This window comes from Lentibacillus sp. L22, from assembly GCF_040812445.1.
Classification (GTDB): domain Bacteria; phylum Bacillota; class Bacilli; order Bacillales; family Amphibacillaceae; genus Lentibacillus_C; species Lentibacillus_C daqui.
The window spans coordinates 158,744-184,117 of record NZ_JBFNXI010000001.1 but is presented as its reverse complement, the minus strand read 5'-3'; the positions used below and the strand labels follow the sequence as shown (position 1 = coordinate 184,117).

Genomic DNA, 25,374 nt, shown 5'->3' with positions numbered 1-25,374 from the left:
ACATGGAATTTTTTTGTCTTATGCTTGACGGAGCAATTAAAATAAGCTATTATTTACACAAGCAAAGAAGATGTATGGAATCATGAATGACAGACAGCTTCTATAGAAGTGGATGCAATTATGATCCTGCTCTTCTATAGTGGCTGTTTTTCTATATCATCTGGACTTTGTATTATCAACACGTTTTAAGGGATGTGTATACATGCTTTTGCGTGAAAGTTTTAGGGAGGACAAAATACAATGGAAAACGGAGTAGTAAAATGGTTCAACGCAGAAAAGGGTTATGGTTTCATTCAAATTGAAGACGGAAATGATGTATTTGTACACTATTCTGCCATTCAAGAAGAAGGATTCAAAACACTTGAAGAAGGACAAGAAGTGTCTTTTGAAATTGTTGAAGGTGAACGCGGCCCACAAGCAGCAAATGTAGTGAAGAAATAAATTCATATATAAAGCGGTAATCGTACATCGATTACCGCTTTTATTTATTATTAGTGTGCTTATTTCTTATTTAAATAACGGACTTTTCGGTTACCCTCCATAAGCACTTGCACTTTTTCTTTCATGTTACTTTTGTTAATGCCCGATCTTCCTGTGGTACGCGTAATCTTAACAGCCCCAGGTGCAACATTGGAAATAAAATGGCGGAAAAATAGGCTCCAAGTAACAATGGAATAACAAATAACTCAATCAGCACAATAAGATAATTTGGATGCTTCATATACTTATATGGACCCTTTTTTATAAGGGAGACTCTTGGCAGGACAATGATTTTTGTATTCCAAAACCTCCCAAGTGTATAAATACACCAAATCCTTCCCATTTGCGTGGCGATAAATATTATAAATAGAAAATAATTTAATTGTCTTGGTGCAGGATTCGCACTTACTTCTGCAATAATGGACAAGAAAAATAGTACATGCAGTACGATAAACCATTTATAATGTTTCTTGCCCCGTTCAATACCGCCACGTGCCTTCATCCATTTTTCATTTCGCTTTGCAATATAAAGCTCAACCAGCCGCTGACAGATGATTACACCAATTAAAACACTCATCCATATTGTCATTCATTCCACTCCAATAATAATAGTTCCGAACTAAAGCCAGGTCCCAGGGCTGACAAAATGCTTTGCTCTTTCCCCTGAAACACCTCTTTCATCCATTCATACAAAACATAAAAAACAGTACCTGATGACATATTCCCGTGATCACGCAATACATTGTATGAATGTATTAATTTTTCAGTCGGGATATGTAGTGTTTCCTCCATTGCCTGCAACACTTTTTTTCCGCCTGGATGAGCTATGAATGAGTGAATCTTTTGTTCTTCCAGGCCGGCTCCACTAAGAAATGACTCAATATGATCCTTCCAAAGCGTTTTTACAAGGTTTGGAATGCTCTTTGAGAAAATGACTTCCATGCCATTATTGGTAATATCCCATCCCATGATGGATAAGCTATCCTTTTTAGTGAACGTACCTTTACGGGTGATTCGTGGTAATATTTTTGTCCGATTGGAGCAATATTTTGACTGCTCACCACATAAAAATACAGCCCCAACTCCGTCACTAAATAAGGCAGTACCAACCAAATTACTCTTCTTATGATCATCCTTTTGAAAAGTGAGACTGCATAATTCCGCACCTATAACAAGCACTGTTTTTTTGGGATGGGCGGTCAGGAAATCAGCTGCACGGGATAACCCGATCGCACCGCCTGCACAACCCAGCCCCCATAATGGCATTCGCTCCACATCTTCACGAAATGGTCGTTCATTCATCAGGTGAGCATCCAGCGATGGTGTCGCAATACCTGTACTGGAGACAAAAATGATCATATCAATGGCCTGATAGGGAATATCCTGTTTAGCAAATTGCCGGTTTGTCAAACAATGATCAATGGCCCGTAATGCATAACGAGTAGCGAGCGTTTGATATAATTTATTTTTTTCCTGAAATGAGTGCTGATGAAGAAACCAATCTTTTGGAACGACAAATTGCCGTTTCGCGATTGCTGCATGATCAAATACAGGAAGTAACCTTTCCAGTTGTTTTTCCGTATAGGGGAATAGTCCGCCAACGAGTTCTTTAATTTCCTGTTGGTTCATCTCATAATCGGGAACGCCAACACCTGCCGAACAAATATATGTCATCCAATCACCTTTTATCCTCTATCGACTTAATACCAAAATACGACCAAATGTATCAATTTTGTAACATAAAGATCTTATTTATAGGTTGTGTTGTTTTAATGAAATTATGACAAATTCCTTGAATAAGGTCTCTTTTTCTTCCAGCTACGTGTCAGTTTTGTGACTTTTGACTTATTTGTGATGTTTGTCACAGAAAGTAATCCACCTTTTCGTGAAAATAATGGTAACGGTTCACTATGAAGCTACAAGGAGGGATTAGCAATGACAAATCAGCTACAGCAAAAAAAGGTTGAGAAACTCAAAACCGACGAAAACAGCTCTTTAAAAGGTACCTTTACATCCGTAATGCTGTTGGGTGCATTCATTATTGTGTCCTGGATTGGCGTTTGGATATTATTTCAGTCCCGTTAGAAGGAAGGTTACATGTCGAGAAAGGAGTCGATAAATACCATGGATATGCACAAATATGAAAAAATCTGGCTTTTATTCGGAACAGCAACATTACTCATTTTTCTTATTACCATTGGCATCAGTGCATTTTATTTGGGTAATCAACCCCCAAGCTATGCTGTTACCATTGATCCGGAAAAAGTTGATGAAAAAGCGCCATTTAATAAACCTGGACTGAAGCAAATTGGTGACAATGAATACGAGCTTACCATTGTTGCCTCTGCATTTAATTATGACGTCGGCAATAATGAAAAGCTGGTACAGATTCCCAAAGGATCGACAGTTCATTTTATTGTCACTACGAAAGACGTTGTCCACGGATTTGAATTAGTCGGTACAAACGTAAACATGATGCTCGAACCGGGATATATCAGCACTTACACCAATACGTTTGATAAACCCGGAAAATACACACTGCTCTGTAACGAATATTGCGGTACGGGACACCATTATATGACCGCAACAATTGAGGTGATGGAATAATGATCAAATCAATCAGAAGTATTACAGCACCTGATGCCAGATTAACGATGGCCCATATGTTTGTCGCTTTTTCAGCGTTATTGATTGGCGCTACGGCAGGATTGCTTCAAACACTGGTTCGTTCGGGAAAAGTAACATTACCAGCTGGAATTGACTATTATCAGATTCTAACATTACATGGAGTCATATTAGGACTTGTACTGACAACTTTCTTTATTATAGGTTTTGTAATTGCAACGCAAAGCAAGACAGCGGGCGCATATAGCTTGAATGAGCGAAAATTGGCCTGGATTGGTTTCTTTATGATGGTAATCGGAGTTTGCTGTACGGCAACAGTTATTTTATTAAATGAAGCTTCGGTACTTTATACGTTTTATGCTCCATTGCAGGCGCATCCCGCTTTTTACATTGGCCTTGTATTGGTAATTATCGGAAGCTGGCTTGAAGGATTTATAATCTTTCATCGTCATGCACGATGGCGAAAAGAAAATCGTGGTAAACGGACACCACTATTAAGTTACATGGGTGTCGTGACGATGTTGTTATGGCAGATCGCAACACTTGGGGTTGCGGCAGCCGCGTTAATTCAATTTATCCCATGGTCACTAGGGTTTACAGATACGATTGACGTACTGGTAAGCCGGACCTTGTTCTGGTATTTCGGCCATCCGCTTGTTTATTTTTGGCTATTGCCCGCTTACATGTGCTGGTATGCCATTATCCCAAAAATTATTGGCGGGAAAATATTCTCGGACTCGTTAGCGCGTTTGACCTTTATCCTGCTATTATTATTCTCGATTCCGGTTGGTTTTCACCATCAGTTGACCGAACCTGGTATCGATCCGTTTTGGAAATACTTGCAAGTGGTTCTGACATTTATGGTGGTAATTCCATCGTTGATGACTGCGTTCTCAGTTTTTGCTTCCTTTGAAATGCGCGGACGGGAATTAGGGGCAAAAGGCCTGTTTGGGTGGCTAAAAAAAATGCCATGGAAAGACGTTCGTTTCTTGGCACCATTCATTGGTATGGTTTGGTTCATTCCTGCAGGGACAGGTGGAATTATTAACGCATCCAATCAGATGAATCAAGTCATCCATAATACCATTTGGGTAACCGGACATTTTCATTTGACAGCAGCAACATCGGTTATTTTAACATTTTTCGGGATTGCTTATTGGCTCATCCCTTCGATTACTGGCCGAAAATTAACCGCCAAAATGAATAAACTGGGGATTATCCAAACCATATTTTGGTCAGTCGGAATGGCAATTATGTCCGGGGCCATGCACTGGGAAGGTTTACTCGGGGGACCACGCCGATCAGCATATTCCGAATATGCAGGTAATGCGGATACAGCAGGATTTGGCGCATATCAAATTGCCCAAGCCATTGGTGGATCCATCTTATTTATCGGGATGATTATTATGTTGGTTATTTTTATCAATCTGGCATTCTTTGCACCGAAAGGAAAAGAAGAATTTCCGGTCGCGACTGTTGCCGATGCCGCAAGTCCAACTCCGAAGATTTTGGAAAACTGGAAGTTATGGATCGGCGTAACGTGCGCATTGATTCTTTTTGCATACACGATTCCATTCATCGATATTATTCAGAACGCACCACCAGGATCGCCCGGGTATAAGTTCTGGTAAAAAAAGAGATATCACTTGGTTTCCTATATCGGGATCCGGGTACAGGTGATATCATTCATTCCACATTTACGTATTTCCTGGATCAAAATAACAATTTAGTTGAGCAATTTCCGATGGGACAAGGTTTTGACCAGGATCGCGTTTACAAACGAATTATAAATACGATTAGTTGAATAAGGATTTGGTACTAAAAGAGAGGAAATCAGCACCCTCTCTTTTATTTTTGGTCTGTTTCTCTCTAGCGGCTCGCAAAGTATTGGTAATAATCTGTACGGATAAACCCATTAAATAGTTTGCGCTTTTTTGTTGCCTTTTTACCGTAATGTTTTTCAAAATCCTCAAAAGCAGTCAGTATATAGACGCTCCAGCTTGGATGACTGTTCATAACCATGCCAAGATCCTTGTATATTCGGGCGATGGAATCCTTATCTCCGATTCGCTGCCCATACGGCGGGTTACCAACAAGATAACCGTCTTTTTTTCGGATAAAAAGATCTTTCACTTGCATTTGTTTCCATGAAATTAAGTCACCCAATCCAGCTTCTGTTGCATTATCTTTGCTGATTTTCACCATGTTATGATCAATATCAGAACCGGTAATATCCAGCTTTTGATCATAATTTGCCAGATCTTCTGCTTCTTCAAATGCTCGAACCCAATCATTCTGGTTAATAAATCCCCACTGCTCACAAGCAAATTCACGGTTGAAACCTGGAGCGATATTTTGGCCGATTAATGCGGCTTCGATTGGTATAGTACCTGAGCCGCAAAATGGGTCAATAAATGGCTTGTCAGGATACCAATTCGTTAATTTGACAAGAGCTGCGGCCATGGTTTCCTTTAAAGGAGCCTCGCCCTGTCCTACCCGGTATCCACGCTTATGCAAGCCTGTTCCGGACGTATCGATGGTTAGCGTTGCGGTATCTTTGTGGATGGCGATCTCAATTTTGTATGGTGCACCGGTTTCTGGCATGTTGGTTGCAAGTCCGTATTTCAATTTGAGCCGTTCAGCAATAGCTTTTTTGACGATGGCTTGACAATCTGGAACACTATGCAATACAGATTTAAAAGATTTGCCAGCTACCGGGAATTTTCCATCCTCCGTGATAAAATCTTCCCACGGCAATGCCTTTGTCTTTTCAAACAACTCATCAAATGTTGTTGCCGCAAACTCCCCCACAAGCAGTCGTACCCGATCCGCTGTGCGCAACCATAAATTACACCGTGGGATGGCGGAAACAGGTGCTTTAAATTGTACTTTCCCGTTTTCAACTGCTACCTCATAGCCAAGTTTTTTTACTTCACTTGCAACAACAGACTCCAGTCCCATTGCTGCGGTAGCGATTAAATTTACTTGTTGTTGCATTCTTTTACGTCCTCGTTTCCTTTATGTAGATACCATTAAGTTTACCAAAACTATCAAAGAAATGAAAAAGATAGTCCTATGATAAAATAAAAAAACCTTACCTAAAGCAATTACGCAATAGAAAGGTTCGATTTCCTTGACCATTGAATACGTCATAAGCCATGTTCTGTTCCCTTGTACTCAAACGGTGGTCAACCTCGTACATTGGGCGTAATCATCTATCTACAAGCCAAAGACTTGTCCCTTTTTCGGTTCATTTCCCTAGTCAAGGATGCCCCTACCATTATTTGGGTTGCTCACTCGTGGGGTTTACCTCGTTCCATTCCAAGTGTTTCCACTCAGACTACGTCACTGTGGCACTTTCAAGGGTCGCATTCCATATCTTATTGACTTAGGAATTTCCCCTGCCGTTAACCGTAATGGTTACCTTGACTTATGATTTCGTCAAGCACGAACACTACAAACATCGCAGTTTGTGTGAGCATGGACTTTCCTCTGCATGTGTTATGCAGCGATTACGTCAGTATTCAATATCAATTATTAGGAGTATACCATATTTATTGTTTGATTGCACTGGTAAAAAAAGACAGCTCGAAAAATCAAATTACCATATCTTTTTTGACATTTTACCCTTCCGACTCTACATATTTTTTACCAAACACTGCCTTTTCCAAATTCGACACACGCTTGAGAATATCGTAGTTAACTTGATGGTTCGGTGTTTGCGTCCGCGTTTTCGGTTGATCTGTTTGCTGTTGTAATCGCTCATTTTCTTGTTCAAGCCGTTCGATTTCTTGTTGAAAGGCATCATAATCTTGTATAATTGTGTCGAGGAATTCATCTACCTCCTCTTGATTATAGCCGCGCATCGCTGTCTTAAAGTTTTTTTCAAGAATCTCTTTCCCAGTAAGTTGAATACGATTTGAGTTCATTTCATCACCCCATATTTTGGACAAAATACACACTTATATTTTTTCAAATAAACACGCAAATGTCAATTTTTATTGTGCAAAAGCGAAAAGCGACCAGAATTAACAGCCGATAAACTGCGTCTGTAAACACATGAGGCTCGATGTTGCCGCGCCAGGCATTGTATTGCACAACCTCCCTGCTTGCCAATGTTGGCTTATCACAGTAAGAATCCTGAAGTTTTCCTGATAACGGCAGAATAGAGCGAAATATTTTTAAAAAACAACCTTTTGCACTGGCTTTATGCGTTATTATTCCGCGTTGGTCATATCTTCAGGTTGAAATGAGAACGGTAATAAGTCTTTAACCGTAATGGTTTTTGTTTCATTGTGTAAATTAGCCAACGAAATAAGCATTGACTGGTCGAAAAACTCGCTCATCACTTGGCGACAGGAACCACATGGAGGCACAGGTCTTGGCGTATCGGCTACTACAGCCATTTCCTTAAACTCTCTTTCCCCATCAGCAATGGCTTTAAAAATCGCAACTCGCTCCGCACAACATGTCACAGGGTATGCTGCGTTTTCGATGTTACAACCGGTATATATTTTCCCTGATTTGGTTAATAGTGCCGCTCCAACCGGGAAATTTGAATAAGGAACATAGGCTTTATCCCTTATTGCTTTTGCCTTGTCAACCAATTTTATTCCTTCCATTGCACACGCAGCCCCTTTCAAAGTTGAATGTTATTATACGTAACAATTCACCGATTGTAAAGCTTATAGAGGATGTTCAAAAAGTCCGGTAAAAATGACGTGCCCCTGCAAAAGGGGTATGCCGACGCCTGAGCGCAAGCCCGTTTTTAGTCGGCCTTCCTTTGAAGCTCGTTGGCTTGCTTTTCCGCTCCTCATGTACCTTTTATGTACACTCCGGTGCTCAAAGCTACGCCGCCTAGAACTTCTCGGTCGTTTTCATCCTCCTTTTTGAACACGCACTTATACAGTGTTATTTTCCGCATTCAACTTACAGATCCCGCAATACTTGATCAAAAATATAATGAACGGATTTGTTCAACTCCATATATCGTTTTCGTTTTACATCAACAAAAAAACTGTGCATTAATAATAATTCCATGTTTTCCCTTGTTGATGTTATCTGGTGTGGATGAATGTTAAGGGTTCGGTTCTTTACTGCTTGGAGGGCTGTTTGTTCCCATGTTGCAAGCATCCGATAAATTGGCTCAGTTGTTTCTTTAACAAATAGAAAAAAAGCTTTATCACGCTTATCTTCGGGTGGCTGACTTTTTTCATATCGTTTCTTAAGTTGATCCAAATGTTCTTTCAGTAGTTCTGTTTGCTGTTTCAAATCTGTCAAAGTAATCCCTGCTCCTCAATATTTCATCTTTCTCTCACCTTTACTTTATCATTGATACGGATCAATTTCACGAAATTTACAATTGCCATAAGTAGAGCTGGCAGAATTGTAGGTACGCTGAACTAAGAAATATTCTGTCAAGATATTTTTGCGGGGACCAGTCCGTAAAATGGTTACCGTCCGGGATTCACTAAATCAATATTGGTTTGGATTTTTTCAATCATCGTATGCTGGAAGTGATACATATATGAGATATTTTCGTCCACTCTCATCGTCAACTTTTGTTCGATCAACCTTATTTGATCGGAAAGGTGCTGCAAAGAATGATTAAAATCAGCTGTTTTCATTCCATCATTTTGATAATAAATATTACGGGCAGTACTGGTCATGTCCTTCACTCCTTGTTTAGTTATGGTATTAACTTAATTCGCGAAAGAAGGGAAATGACCTTCCTGTTCGACAAAACTAGAAGAAATGAGCTAAAAATAGTTGCGGAACTGATTTTTTTTATCAAATTAGACATGCTAAGGAATGGCGGAGGTAGCAGGTTAAGAGGCAGTACCTCTTGCGCCGGAGGCGGATATAACAAGGAGGCATGATGATGAAAAAAGAGCAGCGGAAACAAGCCGCAGATAAACAAAAAAAGGAACAACGTGGGTATGGTAATAAGAAACTGGATGGACCAAATCGACCATCCACGTAACAAAATCGGCTTTATGCCGATTTTGTTCCCCTACTCCTTTTTCCTAATCGTAAAGAAGGGCAGCCCTCTGCTTCCATCTATTCCCCCCTTATTTCCCACAAGACATACGAATAGTATAAGGATTTTCTGCTTAAACCACCCATGTCCTGTGGGCAACGCAGAAGTCCGTGCTTCCTGTACAAGCAATGATGTATTTTATTTGAAGAATATCCGTTAATCATGTTCTTTTCTGTACTTTATTGTATAATAAAGGTGATTCGCATCACTTGTTTGCATGAATCATAACGAAAGATACAACCCTTGTTTTAGAATTGATGCAACGGCCAATAATGTATTAATAGTTATCAAGCCCTATACTTTTTTGATATGATACCTATGTGCAAGGGGGGATATGATGCATTATCCGAATGGGAGAAAATACAGTACCCCAAATCAACAGATTGGTACAAACAAAAAAGAAAGTTTTGGTAATCGGGGAATGACACTCGAAGAAGATATAAACGTCACGAATTCATATTATTTGCAGTCCAATAAAGCAGTTATTCATAAAAAGCCAACGCCAGTTCAAATTGTTGATGTACATTATCCCAAAAGAAGTGCAGCGGTTATAACAGAAGGATATTTCAAACAGGCATCAACTACTGATTATAATGGCTTATATCGCGGAAAATATGTCGATTTTGAAGCAAAGGAAACAAAGCATAAAACACGGTTTCCACTAGCGAATATTCACGATCATCAAATCAAACATATGCAATCGATTGTCGAGCATGGCGGAATTTGTTTTTTGATTATCCGATTTGCCATTTTGAATGAAACTTATTATTTACAAGCGGAAAAGCTTTTTTCATTCTGGAACACCAAATGTAATGGTGGGCGACAATCGATTCCCTATGAAGCCGTCAAAGAAGATGGGTATTATATCCCTTTTCATTTGCAAAAACGGGTGGACTATTTGCAGATAATCGACAGGCTTTATTTTTAGAGATGGAGGAATAAGTAATGGCAGATAATGGCCAATCTCGTATAGCTAGAAGAAAGCAAAAAAAGACAAAAAAGAAACCATTGTGGAAACGAATATTTCTCATCGTCGGTATTATTGTTTTGGCCATGGTCATTGGCATTGGAGGCACATTCACATACTTTATTGCTACAGCACCCAAACTGGATGCGGCAAAACTGCAGGATGCCTTCTCCTCAAAAATTTATGATAAAAATGGAGACTTATTTGCTGATATGGGGTCGGAAAAACGGACCAGGGTTAGTTATGACGATCTTCCGCAAGTATTAATAGATGCTGTTACAGCCACAGAGGACGCCCGTTTTTTCAAGCATCACGGAATTGATCTAAAACGGGTTGGCGGTGCAGTGGTTGGCAACATTACAAATGGTTTTGGTTCACAGGGAGCCAGTACGCTTACACAACAATTGGCGGAAAAATCTTTTTTATCTCATGAGAAAAAAATCGGTTTAAAAGTACAGGAAATGTGGCTTGCCTTAAAGATAGAGCGGAAATATTCCAAGGAAGAAATATTGGAAATGTATTTGAACAAAGTATATTACGGCAGTGGTGCTTATGGGGTTGCAAAAGCCTCGCAAATTTATTTTGGAAAAACTGATTTGAAAGATTTGACATTGCCTGAAGCGGCCATTTTAGCCGGGTTGCCACAACGACCTACTGCATATAACCCAAAACAGCACCCGGACTTAACAAAGGATCGGATGAAAACAGTACTACACTTGATGGTCAAGCACGGAAAAATAACGAAAGAACAGGCTGACAAGGCGCTAGACACAGATATAAAGTCCCTATTAACCGATAAGGTGCCAGAATCCAAAACACCTTATGAAGCATTTTTACAAAAAGTGCGCAAAGAAGTGAAAGACAAACTGAATGCTGATATTTATACCGATGGGCTTAAGATTTACACAACACTCGATCCGGATATTCAGGAACATGTTGAATTGCTGCTATCGGATGACGATAACAATCCGATTAATTATCCGGAAAAAGTGGAAGATCCAAATACCCATGAAATGGTTGATCTACAAGCCGGAGCGGTAGTATTGGATACACAAAACGGGGCCATTCGTGCCATCGGTGGCGGCCGGGGACTTGAAAACGATGGGTTTAACTACGCGCTTCAAATCAACCGTCAAGGTGGTTCAACGATGAAACCAGTTTTGGCATACGGCCCAGCGATTGAAAATGAAAACTGGTCAACCTATCACCAGATCAATGATGACAAGCCATACCAATATCCCGGTACAGATAAAAAAGCTGGTAACTGGAATGGTCAATATCAAGGCTGGATTACGATGCGTAAGGCGTTGGCGGAGTCCTTAAATGTTCCCGCCCTGAAAACAGCCGAGGAAATCGGTAGTGCGAAAGCACAAAAATTCGGTGAAGATTTAGGGCTCGATTTTGGTGATAACAATATGACCGTTGGAGATGCCATTGGCGGTGGATCATTTACAACCAACCCACTTGAAATTGCAACCGCCTTTCGTGCCTTTGCCAATGAAGGTGTATCAAGCGACTCTTATTCGGTTACAAAAGTGGAATATCCAAATGGACGGACTGTTAAGCTTAAACCGAAACAAAAACCAGTCATATCCGATTATACTGCATACATGATTACAGATATGTTAAAAACCGTCATGTCCAGTGGTACAGGTGAAATGGCTAATATTCCCGGGCTTCCTGTTGCCGGTAAAACCGGAACTACTAACAAAACAGATGTGGAAGACAGTCCAGATTCCTGGTTTACGGGTTATTCAACCAATTATACGATATCCATATGGACTGGTTATGATAACGATAATATTGGTATTTCTGATACAAAGGTTCCACTTGCAATATTTAAGGATACAATGTCCTATATCTCGAAAAACATCGATACAAAAGACTTTAAGCAGCCAAACTCCGTGGTCGAGATGGGTGTGGAAAATGGATCAAACCCTGCACGATTACCAAGCAGCAATACACCGGATTCGCAAGTCATTACCGAATTATTTGTTAAAGGAAACGAACCATCAAAGCAATCCGTGAAATTTGATAAGCTTGATCCAGTCAGTAACTTAGCCGCAAACTACGATAATGATGGCAAGAAGATTAAGATTAATTGGGACTATAATGGGGACAAGGATGTTTCCTACCGAGTAAGTGCCAGTGTCGATGGTGGGGATATGAAAGAATTATCTACAACAAAAGATAAATCAATGGAGATCTCCAAGGTTGATCCAGGCAGCGAATATAAAATCCAAGTTGTCGCTGTTAGTGGTGATGAAACAAGTGATGCGAAAACAACCACGGTAAAAGTGCCTGGCGGTGATGATGATGACGAAGATAAGAATGAAGATATGAAGCCAGTTAGCGGATTAAACGCATCGTATAATAATGGCACCATTGATGTGTCATGGAAGTATGACGGGCCTGCTGCTGCATTTGAGGTAAATGTCACATCTGATAATGGAGCATCACAGCAGCAAACAGTCAACTCAAATGGAATCAAGATTGACAATGCCAAGGAAGGATCAACATACACTATCGCGGTAACACCGATTGGAAAAAATGGCGACACAGAGGGTGAACGAGGAGATACCCAGCGTACAACTGTTACCATTCCTGGCGAAGAAAATGACTCACCTGCTGATGAAGACAATCAAGCAGATGATAATACGGATCAACAGAGTGATGACCAGGAAGAACAAGGACAAACTGAGGAACAAGATCAGCCTCAAGACGATGAAGATAATAATGATCATCAAGATGAGAACGACCAAAATCAAGATGAGGAACAAGACCAGGATCAAAGCGATGGAGATAACCAGACAGACGAATAGAGACAAGAAGAGGCAACTCATGCTTGAGTTGCCTCTTCTTTTATTTGTTTTTCATCCGTTTCTGCCCTTCTCTGCAAATATCCAACAATGGACATTCGGGGCAATTGGGGTTTTTGGCGCGGCAATGGTAACGGCCGAAAAATATCATTCGGTGATGGGTTTGGCTCCATTCCTCTTTTGGAACCTTTCGCATTAAAGTATGTTCTACTTCCAACACAGAATCTTTCCAACGGCAAATCGCCAATCGCTTCGATACTCGTTCCACATGTGTGTCAACAGCAATGGCTGGCTCATTAAAGGCAACTGATGCCACCACATTCGCAGTCTTTCTCCCTACCCCGGCCAGCTTCATCAGTTCTTCCCTTGTTCTTGGAACCTCACCATTATAGTCATCAATTAACATTTGACAAAGTTTGCGAATGTTTTTTGCCTTGTTACGATAAAGTCCGATCGAGCGAATATCCTGTTGTAATTCCTCTAATGAAACGGCTAAATAATCCTCAGGTTCCTTATATTTTTGAAATAATTCCTTTGTTACTTTATTCACCAATGTATCGGTACATTGTGCGGAAAGTAACACGGCAATAACCAGTTCAAACGGATTATCATGGTTTAATTCACATTTTGCCTCAGGGAACATCTCACGCATGACATCCAGACAATACTGTACCTGTTTTTTGGATAGCAAGTTACTCTTCCCCCTCTAACCAGTTATAATAAAAGGATGTATCCCGTTTTGTTGCTGTTTTTGTTTGGCTATGGATTTGTTTGTCATGAAATGATTGCGTAGCTTCCCTCGCCTGTTCAACGGTGTGAATCCCCTTCTTTTTCCACTCTCGCAAAATACGGTCAATATATTTAAAGTTTAGTTTCCCCATTAAAACAGCTTCTCTTAATGCTGCTTTAATTAATGATATGCTAAGCCTGTCCTCATCCAGCCAAACATTCACTGTTTCAATTTCAAAGGGGGAAAGCGGACGACCAAATTCCTGTTCAAACAAAATAAATATCGTACCCTCTTCAGGCTCTTTTTCGGATTTTGTTGTTGAGAATATTTTTTCCCAAAGTGGATCCAACGAATAAATTTCACTCCAAATTCCCTGCTCGTCTTTCGTTTGTTCAATCGACAAAAAACCTTTTTGAATCAGTTTTCGCAACATGGCAGAGCATTCTTGTTCACTTATTGTTAAAAATGATGTTAACTCTGCAGGTGTTGGAAAGTCATTCTCATCAAAAATGAAACGGTAAATTTGTAAAAGGAGCATTACCTCTGTTTCGTTAAGCCCTAGCGACTTGTAATTGGTTAACAGTCTAGTCGGAATTTGCAGCTGGTTCAGTAAAATTTGTTGAATTTGAATCGATCTCTCCATTATCATGCACCCCATACATAGTATAGCAAAGCAAACCTATTGTGCCCATTTTAAAAATCCCCTGTATGAACAAGGGATTTTTAAAACAACGTCGCAGCGGTCAATATATTTGCGTCTTTCTTTATGGATAGAGCCGATTTAGCAGACGTGGGAATGGGATGGTTTCACGCACATGATCAACTCCGGCAAGCCATGCTACTGTTCGTTCCAATCCAAGCCCAAAGCCCGAATGTGGCACACTTCCATATTTACGCAGCTCCAAATACCATTCATACGCGTCACCGGTCAAGTTATGTTCTTTATAACGCTGCTCCATTAATGCCAAATCATCGATACGCTGCGACCCGCCGATAATTTCACCATAACCTTCAGGTGCAATCAAATCGGCGCATAATACAACCTCTTCCCGATTTGGATCTGGTTTCATATAGAAGGCTTTAATATCTTTTGGATAATTGGTAATAAATACCGGCTTATTAAAGCTTTCGGCAATTGCTGTTTCATGCGGGGCTCCGAAATCCTCCCCCCATTCGATATCATCAAAGCCTTTTTCTTTTAGCAGTTCAACAGCTTTATCATATGAGATCCTTGGAAATGGTGCCTTGATCGCTTCCAGTTTCGAAGTATCGCGTTCAAGTGTCGCTAACTCCAGTTTGCAATTGGTTAGCACCGATTGCACAACAAAACTTACATACTGTTCCTGAATCTCTAAGCTTTCTTCATGGTCAACAAAGGCCATTTCCGGTTCAATCATCCAAAATTCAATTAAATGCCTTCTTGTTTTTGATTTTTCTGCCCGGAAAGTCGGTCCAAATGAAAACACTTTTCCAAATGCCATGGCTGCGGCTTCCATATAGAGCTGTCCACTTTGGGAAAGATATGCTTCCTCATCAAAATATTTTGTATGGAACAGTTCGGTTGTCCCTTCAGCTGATGAACCAGTTAAAATTGGCGGATCGATTTTAACATAGCCATTTTCATTAAAAAACTGATACGTCGCACGAATGATTTCATTTCGGATTTTCATTACTGCATGTTGTCGTTTGGAACGCAACCACAGGTGTCGGTGATCCATTAAAAACTCCGTCCCGTGTTCTTTTGGTGTAATCGGGTAATCCATTGCCTCATGGATCACTTCAATCTGCTCGACCTGCATTTCGTAACCGAACGGCGAACGTTTATCTTCAACAATTTTCCCAGTAATATACATCGATGTTTCTTGTGTCATTGTTTTAGCTAACTGAAATACTTCTTCCGTTACATCATTTTTTACGACGACACCTTGAATAAAACCTGTGCCATCACGAAGTTGTAAAAAAGCGATTTTTCCGCTTGAGCGCTTATTGGCAAGCCATGCACCAATGGTAACAGTTTGCCCTTCATGTTCTGGTACTTCTGCGATTGTTGTTTTCAAAAAATTACCTCCTATGGCGATGAACAAAACGATTGATTCTTGTCATTGCATCTGTTAATAATTCAAGTGAAGTTGCATAAGATAAACGCACATTTTCATCGGCACCAAATCCGGATCCCGGGACGAGAGCGACTTTTTCTTCTTCCAATAATGCAGTTACCCACTCGTCCGTTGTTGCAAAGCCATTCCTTGCAACAGCATCTTTTACATTTGGAAATAAATAAAAGGCTCCCTTTGGCTTATTACAAGTAATGCCCGGTATCTCAGTTAATAAACGGTAACAGGTATTAAGTCGTTCCTGAAATATTTTTCTCATTTCTTTAGTTGTCGAATCATTGCCTGTATACGCTGCAAGCGCTGCATATTGAGCAATTGACGTTGGATTAGATGTTGAGTGGGAAGCAAGATTTGTCATTGCTTTAATGATTTGTTCATCCCCGGCCGCATAGCCAATGCGCCATCCGGTCATGGCATGTGATTTGGACACGCCATTGATGATAATCGTTTGCTGTTTCAATGCATCCGACAACTGCGCGATGGAAACATGTTCATCCCTTGTATAAATCAATTTCTCGTAAATTTCATCGGAAACAATTAGTATGTCATGTTTTAGACAAATTTCACCAATTGCTTTCAATTCATCTTTATTGTAAACCGTTCCCGTTGGATTGCTAGGTGAGTTAATGACGATGGCCTTTGTTTTTTCGGTTAATGCTGCCTTCAGTTGATCAGGAGTTATTTTAAAATCATTACTCTCCTTCGCCTCAACAATCACCGGTTTACCAGCGGCCAATTTAATCTGTTCCGGATAGCTTACCCAATACGGAGCCGGGACAATTACTTCATCATCCGGGTTTAATAATACTTGAAATAACGTATAAAGCGCATGTTTCGCCCCGGTTGTCACAATAATTTGCTGCGATTGATAAGTTAGTTTATTGTCCTTGGCAAATTTATTAATAATGGCATCCTTAAGCGCTGCTGTTCCGCCTGAAGGAGTATATTTGGTAAAACCTTCACGCATTGCTTTTTCAGCCGCATCAAGAATATATTCTGGTGTATTAAAATCCGGTTCACCAGCTCCTAAGCCAATGACATCGTGCCCTTGGGCTTTTAATGCTTTTGCTTTTGCCGTAATCGCCAATGTTGATGATGGTGTTATTGTTTTTACCCGGTTTGCTAAGTCCATGTTGTCACCTTCCTCTAATTAAACATACTTTTTAAGCGAATCTGTTCAAATCGATCTCCATCGTAAATCGATAAATAATCCATTATATAGTTGTCTGAACCCTGCCAATATGTGACTTCCCATAATGGCTTTTCATCAATCATTGCCGGGGTAACTTTTACTAATTTACATTGATCGCATTGCTTCTGCCACTGGTTAATGATGTCCTGTTTCTCTTTTGTCTTTTTCGCATCAATGACAACCGTTTTTGCACCTTTTTTTTCCGGAACAAACACGTATTGCTCCTTTTGATCCTTGGCCTTACCCAAAACGATCGTATAGCCCTGATCAGCTTGAAAACGGGTAATGTCCTCAATTTCAGTTATGTTCGTATTCTTCAGCACATAAGCTTGTGTTTCCGCAAATCCATCTGTTTTATCCTGCAAAATCGTATGATACAAATAGGTGAAATAGATCAAACTAATAAGAATAACAAGACATACAATAATAACAACCCACTTTAGCCAGGTCGGTACACCAGCATGTGAATAAGGCTTAACCTTCGTATATCTTGTTATCATCTAAAGCAAGCCTTCCTTTAATAATAATTGGTCGACAATTTATTACCAGTTCTTTTGAATCCTTTGCTGTTATCCTGATACCCTGCAATCGCGTTCCCTCCAAAGCTTCTACAGGATGTGGTGACTTCTGCATTACCCACAGGACGTGGGTGACTTTAGCAGAAGATCCCCTTATCCTGAAGCGTGATTTTTACCGGACTTTTTGAACATCCTCTATTATCAATATTTGCTACACATAGTAACGTAAAACAAGCTAAAAATAATGGTACGGTTGAAGATAAATATCAAGGATTTCCTTATTCAGTATAACAAGCTTGTGTTTGTTTGTATTTATTTCAACAAAAATTTCCCTTGCCCATACCTTTTATCTTTGCTGATGCTTGTGCCCTTGCATCAGCATTTTTTTAGTGAAAAAGCCATGCCCAGCTTTTGGTCGTTATCTTATATTAAAACCACTCATTCGCTTTTTCAATTAAGTTAATGGTCGAATCAAATGTAATTGGTACATCCGGGATGGAATCAGTAAAATATTTACCGTATCTGGCTTTGATTAAACGAGCATCACAAACAAAAACAATCCCTCGATCATTTGCCGAGCGGATGAGACGGCCAAACCCTTGTTTAAATCGAATCACAGCATTTGGTAAAGAAAGTTCCATAAATGCATTCTTGCCATCATTTTTTAAACGGTCAGATTTCGCCTGAACAATTGGATGATCCGGTGGCTCAAATGGAAGTCGGACAATAACAAGGCATGATAGATCCTCACCAGGAATGTCAACACCTTCCCAAAATGAGCTGGTACCGAGCAAAATGGTTCGATCATAATGAACAAAATTTTTCTTTAATCTTGATCTGCTTCCACTGGATATACCCTGCGCAATTAACATGAATGTTGATAAATCCATGGTTTCTTTTAATACATTGTATGATTTTCTAAGCATGTCATAGGACGTAAACAGGACAAGCATCCTGCCCTGGGTAATTTCTGCCAGTGACAGGATCGACTCACATACGGAATAAATATAATCCTCGCTATTTCCCATCCGTACATCAGGAAAATCATTCGGAACCATTAGTTGTACCTGATCTCCATAAGCAAACGGAGACTGAATTTTTTTAGTGATTAACCGCTCGTCTGTTAATCCCAACCGATTTTGGATAAATGAAAAAGATTGCTTCATCGTCAATGTCGCACTTGTTAACACAACGCTTTGTTTCCGGTCAAAAAAATCCTTGGCCAGCGACCCGGCGATCGCAACCGGCTCACTATACAAATAAACAGCATTCTTCGCTCCATTTGCATCGATTTCGATCCATTTGACATCCTGACTGTCATCTTCAAGTAAAAACAATTGTTCAAGCTGATCAATCAAATGCTGAATGGTTTCCATCACAGATTGGATCGCCTCTTTATCGTTTTTATCCAGTCCTTGCCGGGATTCAATCATTTGCTCCAATTGTGCCAATATATGAATTAAGTCACGGAAATAAAAGGTCAGTCTGGTTGTCATTTCTTTTACTACTTTCCAATGTCCAGCTTGTTCTTTTCCGTTTTCAAAGCGGTATTGGATCCTCCCAATATCACTGTATGATTTTTGTTTTCGCTGCTGATCCAGAACATATTGAAACAAAAAGCGAAATAAATCATCCACCTCATACTTTGTCTGCTGAAAAATGGTATTCCAGTTCAGCAAAAATGATTCATTTGGATCGACAGGGTACTGAGCCAGCAATCCTCCGAGCCAATTATTCTCTTCAGTTGAACCAATCTGATTTAAACGATAATGAATACTGGCATAATCAAGCTTTAGACCATAATGTTTGGAAGCCGTTTCTTCAAAGTGATGTGCTTCATCAATGATCGCTTTATCGTAACTCGGAAGAAATTGATAATCGTTAAATATATCGGTACATAACAACGAATGATTAGTAATGATCAGGTTCGCCTTTTGCGCTTGTCTTCTTGCATGCTGATAAAAAGATTTTTGGAACCATGGTGAAGCAGGGTCAGCATAACCTTCTGCATCTACACAAACACGCTTAAAAAATAAATACCCACTTGAAGGCAATTGAATCTCGTCTATGTCTCCAGAATTGGTTTCCGTCAGCCAAACAAGGATCATTGCTTTGGTTAGGGTGACATCATAATTATCCGTTTGTTCCAAAGACATCTCATGCGCGAATTTTTCAAGGCTTATGTAGTGTCTTTTTCCCTTTAGGAGTGCTACCTTAAAAGGAAAAGGAACCAGTTGCTGAATTAGCGGGATCTCTTCATCGAGCAACTGTGACTGTAATTGTGTTGTATAGGTACTTATGACAATACGTTGTTTCTGATTCACTGCTTCATAAACAGCAGGGAGCAGATATGCCAACGATTTCCCTGTTCCTGTCTCCGCCTCCATTAGTGCGTGCTTGTGTGATTGAAAAGCATCAAAAATAGCCTCAGACATTTCCCGTTGTTCAGCTCTTTTTTCATAATGCTCCATTTGCAATGGGAGTGTACCGTTTTCTTCGTATATTGCGTCCAGATACTCCCCAAAAGAAACATTGACTTTGGTTTGTTCACTTTTTTTGTCGGAAAACTTCTTGAATGCCAATCCTTGAAAAACCATTATATCATCGTCAATTTCAGTTGAAAATGCTAACTTTTTATGCTGTTTATACAATAACGGATAAATATCCGATTTTAGCGTTTTTTCTAATTTCAACAACCCATCGATGGTTTCATAAGGTAATGATTCAAGTTTTTGCTTCAGCTTCAAAAATAATTTTGCCGTCACATATGCATCAGATAAAGCCCGATGTGGATCATCATGATAAATGTTCAGATAATGACTGATTTGACCTAATTTAAAGCTTGGTGCTTGTGGATACAAGATACGCGCAAGCTCTACCGTATCAAGTACTGGATTGGTTAACCTTGGTTTGTTTTGTGCAGCCAATTCTTCATTCAAGAAGCCTAAATCAAACGGTACATTATGTGCTATCAAGTAACCATCTGCAAACATTTTGGCTATCTCATCCGCTTTATCTTTAAATAACGGTGCTTCTGCAACATCATCATCCGATATTCCCGTTAAGTTTGTTATAAATGGCGGAATTTTGCGTTCCGGATTGAAAAAGGTCGAAAAAGTATTTGTGATTTCATTGTTTTCAATCGTGACAATTCCGACTTCAATGATTTTATCATTCTGTATCGGTGTATGACCAGTTGTTTCCAGATCGATAACGACGTATTTATCCATTTATTTCACCTTCTCAGATACGAAAAGAAAACTAAAACTAAAAAAGTCTTCTCCAATGTTATCTCGCTAACCTCTTTTCAATAATAGCAGGATTTTTCATACCGTCAACTATTGAATTTGCTCAGTTACGTAAGGAGGTTTTCCACTATCCAAACCAATCTATTTCTGCTGAATACAGTTTTTTTATTTTTTCATTGGAGGTTTTTGTTAATAATGCACCATCTTCAGCAATGCCCATAAATGTTGCATCATAGCATTCCTTCATTGTTTTGATCCGAATTGCCTGGCCTATTTTAAAACCATAACTCTCCCATTTATGTTTTACATCTGGAAACCCATTGTCCATGTATTCGCTATATGCAAGTTCAAATGTTTGCAGGATCGTTTGGATAAGCTGTCTAATATTCCAGTGTTGATGGCTTTCCAAAAACAGCGAAGTTGCTCTATCCTGTATTTCTGTGGGCAAATCTTCTTCAGATTGGTTCACATTCATACCGATCCCGATCACAATGTATTGTATTTTATCCTGTTCCGCTTGCATTTCAGTAAGGATACCGGCAGTCTTTTTCCCATTTAACAACAAATCATTCGGCCATTTGATCTTTGGAGTCATTTGATAATTTGTTAGAACATCCGCGATAACGGTAGCCGTCAATAAGGTAAGTTGTGGTGCCAGATACGGTAAAATAGCAGGGCGCAAAATAATACTCATCCAAATTCCCTTTTGTTTTGCCGAGTGCCATGTATGATCCGCTCTGCCTTTCCCGCTTGTCTGTTCATCGGCAACAACAATAGTACCATGATCCGCCCCTTCCCTTGCCAACTGGTGGGCAATATGCTGTGTCGACGCGGTTACTTCCTTATGTACCACTTTTTTTCCCAACCAAAATGTATCAAGTCCCCACTGAATTGTGTTTTCACTCAACTTATCAGGAAAGGTTAGAATTCGATAGCCTTTTTTGGACTTGCCCTCAATTTGATACCCGTCTTTTTCTAATTCCTTCATATGTTTCCAAATCGCTGCTCTGGAGATCGATAATTTTTCTGATAATAATTGACCGGAAATATAACTGTCCTTGTTTTCAGCTAGCAATTTGATTAATTTGTTTCGGGTGGATTCCATATTATCCACTCCTTCAATTCATTTTTATTATTTTTTAATGTACCGTACACTACTTTACGCTCTAAAATGGATAAATAACGCTTGATCCAGGAACCCTTTTGTCTATTTGGAAACAACTGGATAATATCATTGCCGTTTACTGCCAATTCTTTTAATGAGGTAATTGGAAGAGATTTTCTTTTGCGCTCCAGATCGTCTATAGATATTGCAAATGGATTTTTAAGGTTTTTCCCCAACCGGACAAATCCGGAAAAATAGTTCCTATCCAATCGATATACCAGCCATTGGTCAAGTCCAAGTGATTGATAATGGAGCCAGGCATTCACCAATTGGACTGCTTCCTGTTTTTGCTTGTTCGAACACTTCCAATGTTTCACCCAGGTATCAATCGTTATGGCTGGTTTCACAATATGAAATAACGCAATCACTTCAGCAAACGAATGTAACGGGCGAATGGATGGAGGAAGTAAGGAAAGAATCCCCGGGTATTTCTCCATGACAGGAAGCTGTCGATAAATTCCCGTGCTTCGTAAACAATCAATCCCTTGTTGAATAAATTTTCCAGCAAACATTTTTGCTATTTCAGTGGTAATTCGCTCCACAGCAAGTCCCTTTATTTGTTGTTGAAACTTAATCATGTTTGCTTGCGTTACAGGCTCTATCGAAAACCCCAATTGACTAACAAATCTTACTGCCCGAATCATTCGTAACGGATCTTCCTGAAACCGTTCTGCCGCTTTCCCAACCGTACAAATTCGCTTATATTTCAGATCTTGTTTTCCATTAAATGGATCTATAATATTTCCGTCAATATCCATTGCTAATGCATTCATGGTGAAATCTCGGCGTTGTAGATCCTGCTCAATCGTCTGAATAAATTCAACCTGATCTGGGTGGCGGTTATCACTATACGTTCCTTCCAAACGAAAGGTGGTCACTTCATACGATTCATGCTGGTGGCGAACAATTACGGTTCCATGCTCAATACCAACTGGAATAACCTTTTCAAAAATCTGTTGTACCTCAACGGGTTTGGCTGATGTGGCAATATCGACATCGCCAATTGCTCTGTCAAGCAACATATCCCGAACACAGCCACCAACAAAATATGCCTGGTGTCCATGTTCTACCAACCGTTTGAGTATTGGTTTGGCTTCTTTAAATGGGCTTGTCTGCATGCTGATCACCATTTTCATTTGCCAGGATACGATCATATAACCTGGTGTATTCGTCAACGATTTTACGCGAATGAAATACCGTCCGCGCACGGTTGAGTGCTTTTACAGAAAAATCCTGTAACATGGATTCATCCTGCAATAACGAAATCGCGTATACTGCAGCTTGTTCCAAATCCCCTGGTTCAACAATATAACCTGTTTCACCATGTGTAATTACTTCCGGTATGCCGCCAACGTTCGTACCAATGGCAGGTACCTCGCATGACATTGCCTCTAATAAAACCAGGCCAAAGCTTTCTTTTTCCGATAATAGCAGCTTTAAATCAGAGATCGACAACAGTTCACTAACGTTTTTTTGTTTGCCAAGAAACAAGACCTGATCCTGCAGATGTAATTGATCAACCAATTGTCGACAATCGGAGTACTCAGGCCCATCACCAACCAGCAATAATTTTGATTTCACGTGCTTTTGAATCATATGGAATGTACGAATCACATCTGGAACTCGTTTGACTTTACGGAAATTGGAGATGTGTATTAACACTTTTTCATCAGGTTCAATCCCGTATTGTTGTCTAACATTCAGGGATTTTCGTTTATGGTATTCCTGTTCATTAACGAAATTATAAATAACCGAAATGTCCTTATGCACACCCAGCATATCAATCGTCTGTCTGACCAAACTATGGGAGACCGCAGTTACCGCATCAGATCCTTCAATGCCATGCTTGATCATATTCTTGAATGTGTGATCGATTCCCAAAACGGTAATATCAGTCCCGTGTAATGTTGTCACGATTTTCACATCACGATTTGCGATTTGTTTCGCCAGCAGTGCACAAATGGCGTGTGGCATCGCGTAGTGCACATGTAATATATCCAATTTTTCCTGATCGATGACTTCGGCCATTTTGCTGGCAAGTGCCAGATCATATGGTGGATATTGAAATACCGGATAGTGATTAAGTTCAACTTCGTGATAGTAAATTCTGGGATGAACGTGATCAAGGCGAAACGGTAAACTTGATGTAATAAAATGAATCTCGTTTCCTGCTTCAGCGAGCAACATGCCTAGTTCCGTTGCAATGATCCCCGAACCCCCTACTGTTGGATAACAAGTAATGCCTATCTTTTTCATGATTTTGGTTCCTTCTTCTGTCGGACAATCTCCCGCCAGTGAAAATCACCGCGTTCCAGGGCAAAGATCGTAATTTCCGCCGCGGCGATATTGGTTGCTAACGGAATTAAATGCACGTCACACAAACGCATTAGCGCGCTAACATCAGGTTCATGCGGTTGCGCAGTGAGCGGGTCACGGAAAAATATCACCACATCCATGTCATTACTGGCGATCATTGCCCCGATTTGCTGATCCCCGCCAAGAGGACCGGATTGGAACCGGTGGACAGACATGCCGGTTGCTTCACTGATCAATTTACCTGTTGTCCCTGTCGCATACAGGGTATGTTTACATAGGATATTTTGATAGGCAATACTAAAACGGATCATATCTTGTTTCTTTTTGTCATGGGCAATTAAAGCAATATTCATATTGGTCACCTACTCTAAAATGTTTTCCAATCCATAAACCAATTCATTTAGGTTCGTGACCTGATGAATGGAATAACGAACACCATCCATGAAAGATGCTCGGTTAAACGAATCATGTTTAATGGTCAGTGACTGCCCTGATCCACCGAATATCACCTCTTGATGGGCGATGAGCCCAGGTAAACGGACACTATGGATATGCATCCCGTCCTTCGTTGCCCCACGTGCTCCTGTCATCGTTTCCGTTTCGTCCGGATGACCTTGTTGTTTTTCCTGTCTTGTTTCAGAAATCAGTTGTGCTGTTTTGATCGCGGATCCAGATGGCGCATCCAGCTTCTGATCATGATGCTTTTCGATAATTTCTACATCTGGAAAGTGTTTTGCCGCCATTTTCGCGAATTGCATCATTAAAACGGCACCGATAGCAAAATTGGGGGCGATCAGACAGCCGGTATTCACCTCTCTGGAAATTTGTGATAAAATGTCAATTTGTTCATCGGTAAGACCAGATGTGCCGATAACAGGACGTACAAGATGATTCAAAGCCTGTTTAGCATGTTCAAATGCTGCGTTTGGTACTGTTAAATCAACAAATACATCTGCCTCAACCTGATCAAAACACATACCTGCCTGCTCAAAAATAGGTGTCGTCAAATCTGGCATTCCCTCGACATCCTTCACCTGTTTTCCACCATTTATCCGGTCAATACAAGCAACTAACTCAAATGCTTCCTCCTGTAGCACCATTTGAACGGCTTCCGATCCCATTCTTCCTCTTGGCCCTGCAATAACTACTTTTATACTCAT

The 25,374-nt window shown here is 40.2% G+C and carries 24 protein-coding genes and 1 other RNA gene; 6 read left to right on the top strand and 19 right to left on the bottom strand.

Annotated features, from left to right (window positions below):
• Positions 1-240 precede the first annotated feature (240 nt).
• Entirely contained in the window at positions 241-441 is a 201-nt protein-coding gene (locus ABRT01_RS00950) for a cold-shock protein (protein ID WP_088050414.1), read from the top strand.
• A gap of 121 nt (positions 442-562) precedes the next feature.
• On the opposite strand, the gene ABRT01_RS00945 is transcribed toward ABRT01_RS00950, so the two are convergent.
• Together ABRT01_RS00945 and ABRT01_RS00940 are read right to left on the bottom strand one after the other, a co-directional pair.
• The gene (locus tag ABRT01_RS00945; RefSeq protein ID WP_269412397.1) at positions 563-1,069 is read right to left on the bottom strand and encodes an isoprenylcysteine carboxyl methyltransferase family protein; all 507 of its coding nucleotides are present in this window, start codon (positions 1,067-1,069) and stop codon (positions 563-565) included.
• Positions 1,066-2,154 (bottom strand): type III polyketide synthase, encoded by a 1,089-nt coding sequence (locus ABRT01_RS00940; RefSeq protein WP_367746083.1) that lies wholly within the window; start codon positions 2,152-2,154, stop codon positions 1,066-1,068. Before ABRT01_RS00940 ends, ABRT01_RS00945 begins: the two co-directional genes overlap by 4 nt.
• A 261-nt stretch (positions 2,155-2,415) precedes the next feature.
• Here ABRT01_RS00940 and ABRT01_RS00935 point away from each other — a divergent pair, with 261 nt between their 5' ends.
• From ABRT01_RS00935 to ABRT01_RS00925, 3 genes are read left to right on the top strand one after another with little or no spacing between them, the layout of a single operon-like run.
• Positions 2,416-2,565 carry a cytochrome c oxidase subunit 2A gene (locus ABRT01_RS00935; protein ID WP_367746082.1) on the top strand — a complete coding sequence of 50 codons (150 nt, stop codon included), beginning with the start codon at positions 2,416-2,418 and terminating at the stop codon, positions 2,563-2,565.
• Between the two features lie 39 nt (positions 2,566-2,604).
• Positions 2,605-3,087, top strand: coding sequence for a cytochrome c oxidase subunit II (locus ABRT01_RS00930; RefSeq protein WP_367746095.1), 483 nt, complete (start codon positions 2,605-2,607; stop codon positions 3,085-3,087).
• On the top strand, positions 3,087-4,736 hold the full coding sequence (locus ABRT01_RS00925) for a b(o/a)3-type cytochrome-c oxidase subunit 1 (protein WP_367746081.1): 1,650 nt from the start codon (positions 3,087-3,089) through the stop codon (positions 4,734-4,736). The genes ABRT01_RS00930 and ABRT01_RS00925 overlap by 1 nt, the downstream gene beginning before the upstream one ends.
• A 238-nt stretch (positions 4,737-4,974) precedes the next feature.
• On the opposite strand, the gene ABRT01_RS00920 is transcribed toward ABRT01_RS00925, so the two are convergent.
• From ABRT01_RS00920 to ABRT01_RS00895, 6 genes are all read right to left on the bottom strand, one after another.
• On the bottom strand, positions 4,975-6,102 hold the full coding sequence (locus tag ABRT01_RS00920; protein ID WP_269412393.1) for a THUMP domain-containing class I SAM-dependent RNA methyltransferase: 1,128 nt from the start codon (positions 6,100-6,102) through the stop codon (positions 4,975-4,977).
• A gap of 150 nt (positions 6,103-6,252) precedes the next feature.
• An RNA gene (gene rnpB / locus ABRT01_RS00915) (RNase P RNA component class B) lies at positions 6,253-6,629 on the bottom strand.
• 99 nt (positions 6,630-6,728) lie between these two features.
• Positions 6,729-7,034, bottom strand: a complete 306-nt coding sequence (gene gpsB / locus ABRT01_RS00910) for a cell division regulator GpsB (RefSeq protein WP_269412392.1) — start codon at positions 7,032-7,034, stop codon at positions 6,729-6,731.
• A gap of 288 nt (positions 7,035-7,322) precedes the next feature.
• Positions 7,323-7,727 carry a cytidine deaminase gene (locus ABRT01_RS00905; protein ID WP_269412391.1) on the bottom strand — a complete coding sequence of 135 codons (405 nt, stop codon included), beginning with the start codon at positions 7,725-7,727 and terminating at the stop codon, positions 7,323-7,325.
• Positions 7,728-8,034: 307 nt separating this feature from the next.
• A complete protein-coding gene (locus ABRT01_RS00900) occupies positions 8,035-8,385 on the bottom strand; it encodes a DUF1798 family protein (protein WP_367746079.1) in 351 nt (116 codons plus the stop codon).
• Between the two features lie 173 nt (positions 8,386-8,558).
• A complete protein-coding gene (locus ABRT01_RS00895) occupies positions 8,559-8,774 on the bottom strand; it encodes a hypothetical protein (RefSeq protein ID WP_367746078.1) in 216 nt (71 codons plus the stop codon).
• 708 nt (positions 8,775-9,482) lie between these two features.
• Between ABRT01_RS00895 and recU the strand changes: the two genes are divergently transcribed.
• A complete protein-coding gene (gene recU, locus ABRT01_RS00890) occupies positions 9,483-10,073 on the top strand; it encodes a Holliday junction resolvase RecU (RefSeq protein WP_269412536.1) in 591 nt (196 codons plus the stop codon).
• 17 nt (positions 10,074-10,090) lie between these two features.
• Positions 10,091-12,934: a PBP1A family penicillin-binding protein gene (locus ABRT01_RS00885; protein WP_367746076.1), complete on the top strand. Its 2,844-nt coding sequence runs from the start codon at positions 10,091-10,093 to the stop codon at positions 12,932-12,934.
• A gap of 40 nt (positions 12,935-12,974) precedes the next feature.
• Here ABRT01_RS00885 and nth read toward each other — a convergent pair whose 3' ends face one another.
• From nth to dapB, 11 genes are all read right to left on the bottom strand, one after another.
• Positions 12,975-13,622, bottom strand: coding sequence for an endonuclease III (gene nth / locus ABRT01_RS00880; RefSeq protein ID WP_367746073.1), 648 nt, complete (start codon positions 13,620-13,622; stop codon positions 12,975-12,977).
• Between the two features lies 1 nt (position 13,623).
• Positions 13,624-14,304 (bottom strand): DnaD domain-containing protein, encoded by a 681-nt coding sequence (locus ABRT01_RS00875; protein ID WP_269412386.1) that lies wholly within the window; start codon positions 14,302-14,304, stop codon positions 13,624-13,626.
• 121 nt (positions 14,305-14,425) lie between these two features.
• A complete protein-coding gene (asnS, locus tag ABRT01_RS00870; RefSeq protein WP_269412385.1) occupies positions 14,426-15,718 on the bottom strand; it encodes an asparagine--tRNA ligase in 1,293 nt (430 codons plus the stop codon).
• Positions 15,719-15,722: 4 nt separating this feature from the next.
• Positions 15,723-16,907, bottom strand: coding sequence for a pyridoxal phosphate-dependent aminotransferase (locus ABRT01_RS00865; RefSeq protein ID WP_367746071.1), 1,185 nt, complete (start codon positions 16,905-16,907; stop codon positions 15,723-15,725).
• Positions 16,908-16,921: 14 nt separating this feature from the next.
• Positions 16,922-17,467 (bottom strand): cell wall elongation regulator TseB-like domain-containing protein, encoded by a 546-nt coding sequence (locus ABRT01_RS00860; protein ID WP_269412383.1) that lies wholly within the window; start codon positions 17,465-17,467, stop codon positions 16,922-16,924.
• 446 nt (positions 17,468-17,913) lie between these two features.
• Complete coding sequence (dinG, locus tag ABRT01_RS00855) at positions 17,914-20,715, bottom strand: ATP-dependent DNA helicase DinG (RefSeq protein WP_367746070.1); 2,802 nt, start codon at positions 20,713-20,715, stop codon at positions 17,914-17,916.
• Positions 20,716-20,860: 145 nt separating this feature from the next.
• Positions 20,861-21,838 carry a biotin--[acetyl-CoA-carboxylase] ligase gene (locus tag ABRT01_RS00850; RefSeq protein WP_269412381.1) on the bottom strand — a complete coding sequence of 326 codons (978 nt, stop codon included), beginning with the start codon at positions 21,836-21,838 and terminating at the stop codon, positions 20,861-20,863.
• Positions 21,814-23,106: a CCA tRNA nucleotidyltransferase gene (locus ABRT01_RS00845; protein WP_367746068.1), complete on the bottom strand. Its 1,293-nt coding sequence runs from the start codon at positions 23,104-23,106 to the stop codon at positions 21,814-21,816. Before ABRT01_RS00845 ends, ABRT01_RS00850 begins: the two co-directional genes overlap by 25 nt.
• Entirely contained in the window at positions 22,997-24,154 is a 1,158-nt protein-coding gene (gene bshA / locus ABRT01_RS00840; RefSeq protein WP_367746066.1) for an N-acetyl-alpha-D-glucosaminyl L-malate synthase BshA, read from the bottom strand. Before bshA ends, ABRT01_RS00845 begins: the two co-directional genes overlap by 110 nt.
• Positions 24,151-24,567, bottom strand: coding sequence for a methylglyoxal synthase (mgsA, locus tag ABRT01_RS00835; protein ID WP_269412378.1), 417 nt, complete (start codon positions 24,565-24,567; stop codon positions 24,151-24,153). Before mgsA ends, bshA begins: the two co-directional genes overlap by 4 nt.
• A 9-nt stretch (positions 24,568-24,576) precedes the next feature.
• Entirely contained in the window at positions 24,577-25,374 is a 798-nt protein-coding gene (gene dapB, locus ABRT01_RS00830; RefSeq protein WP_269412377.1) for a 4-hydroxy-tetrahydrodipicolinate reductase, read from the bottom strand.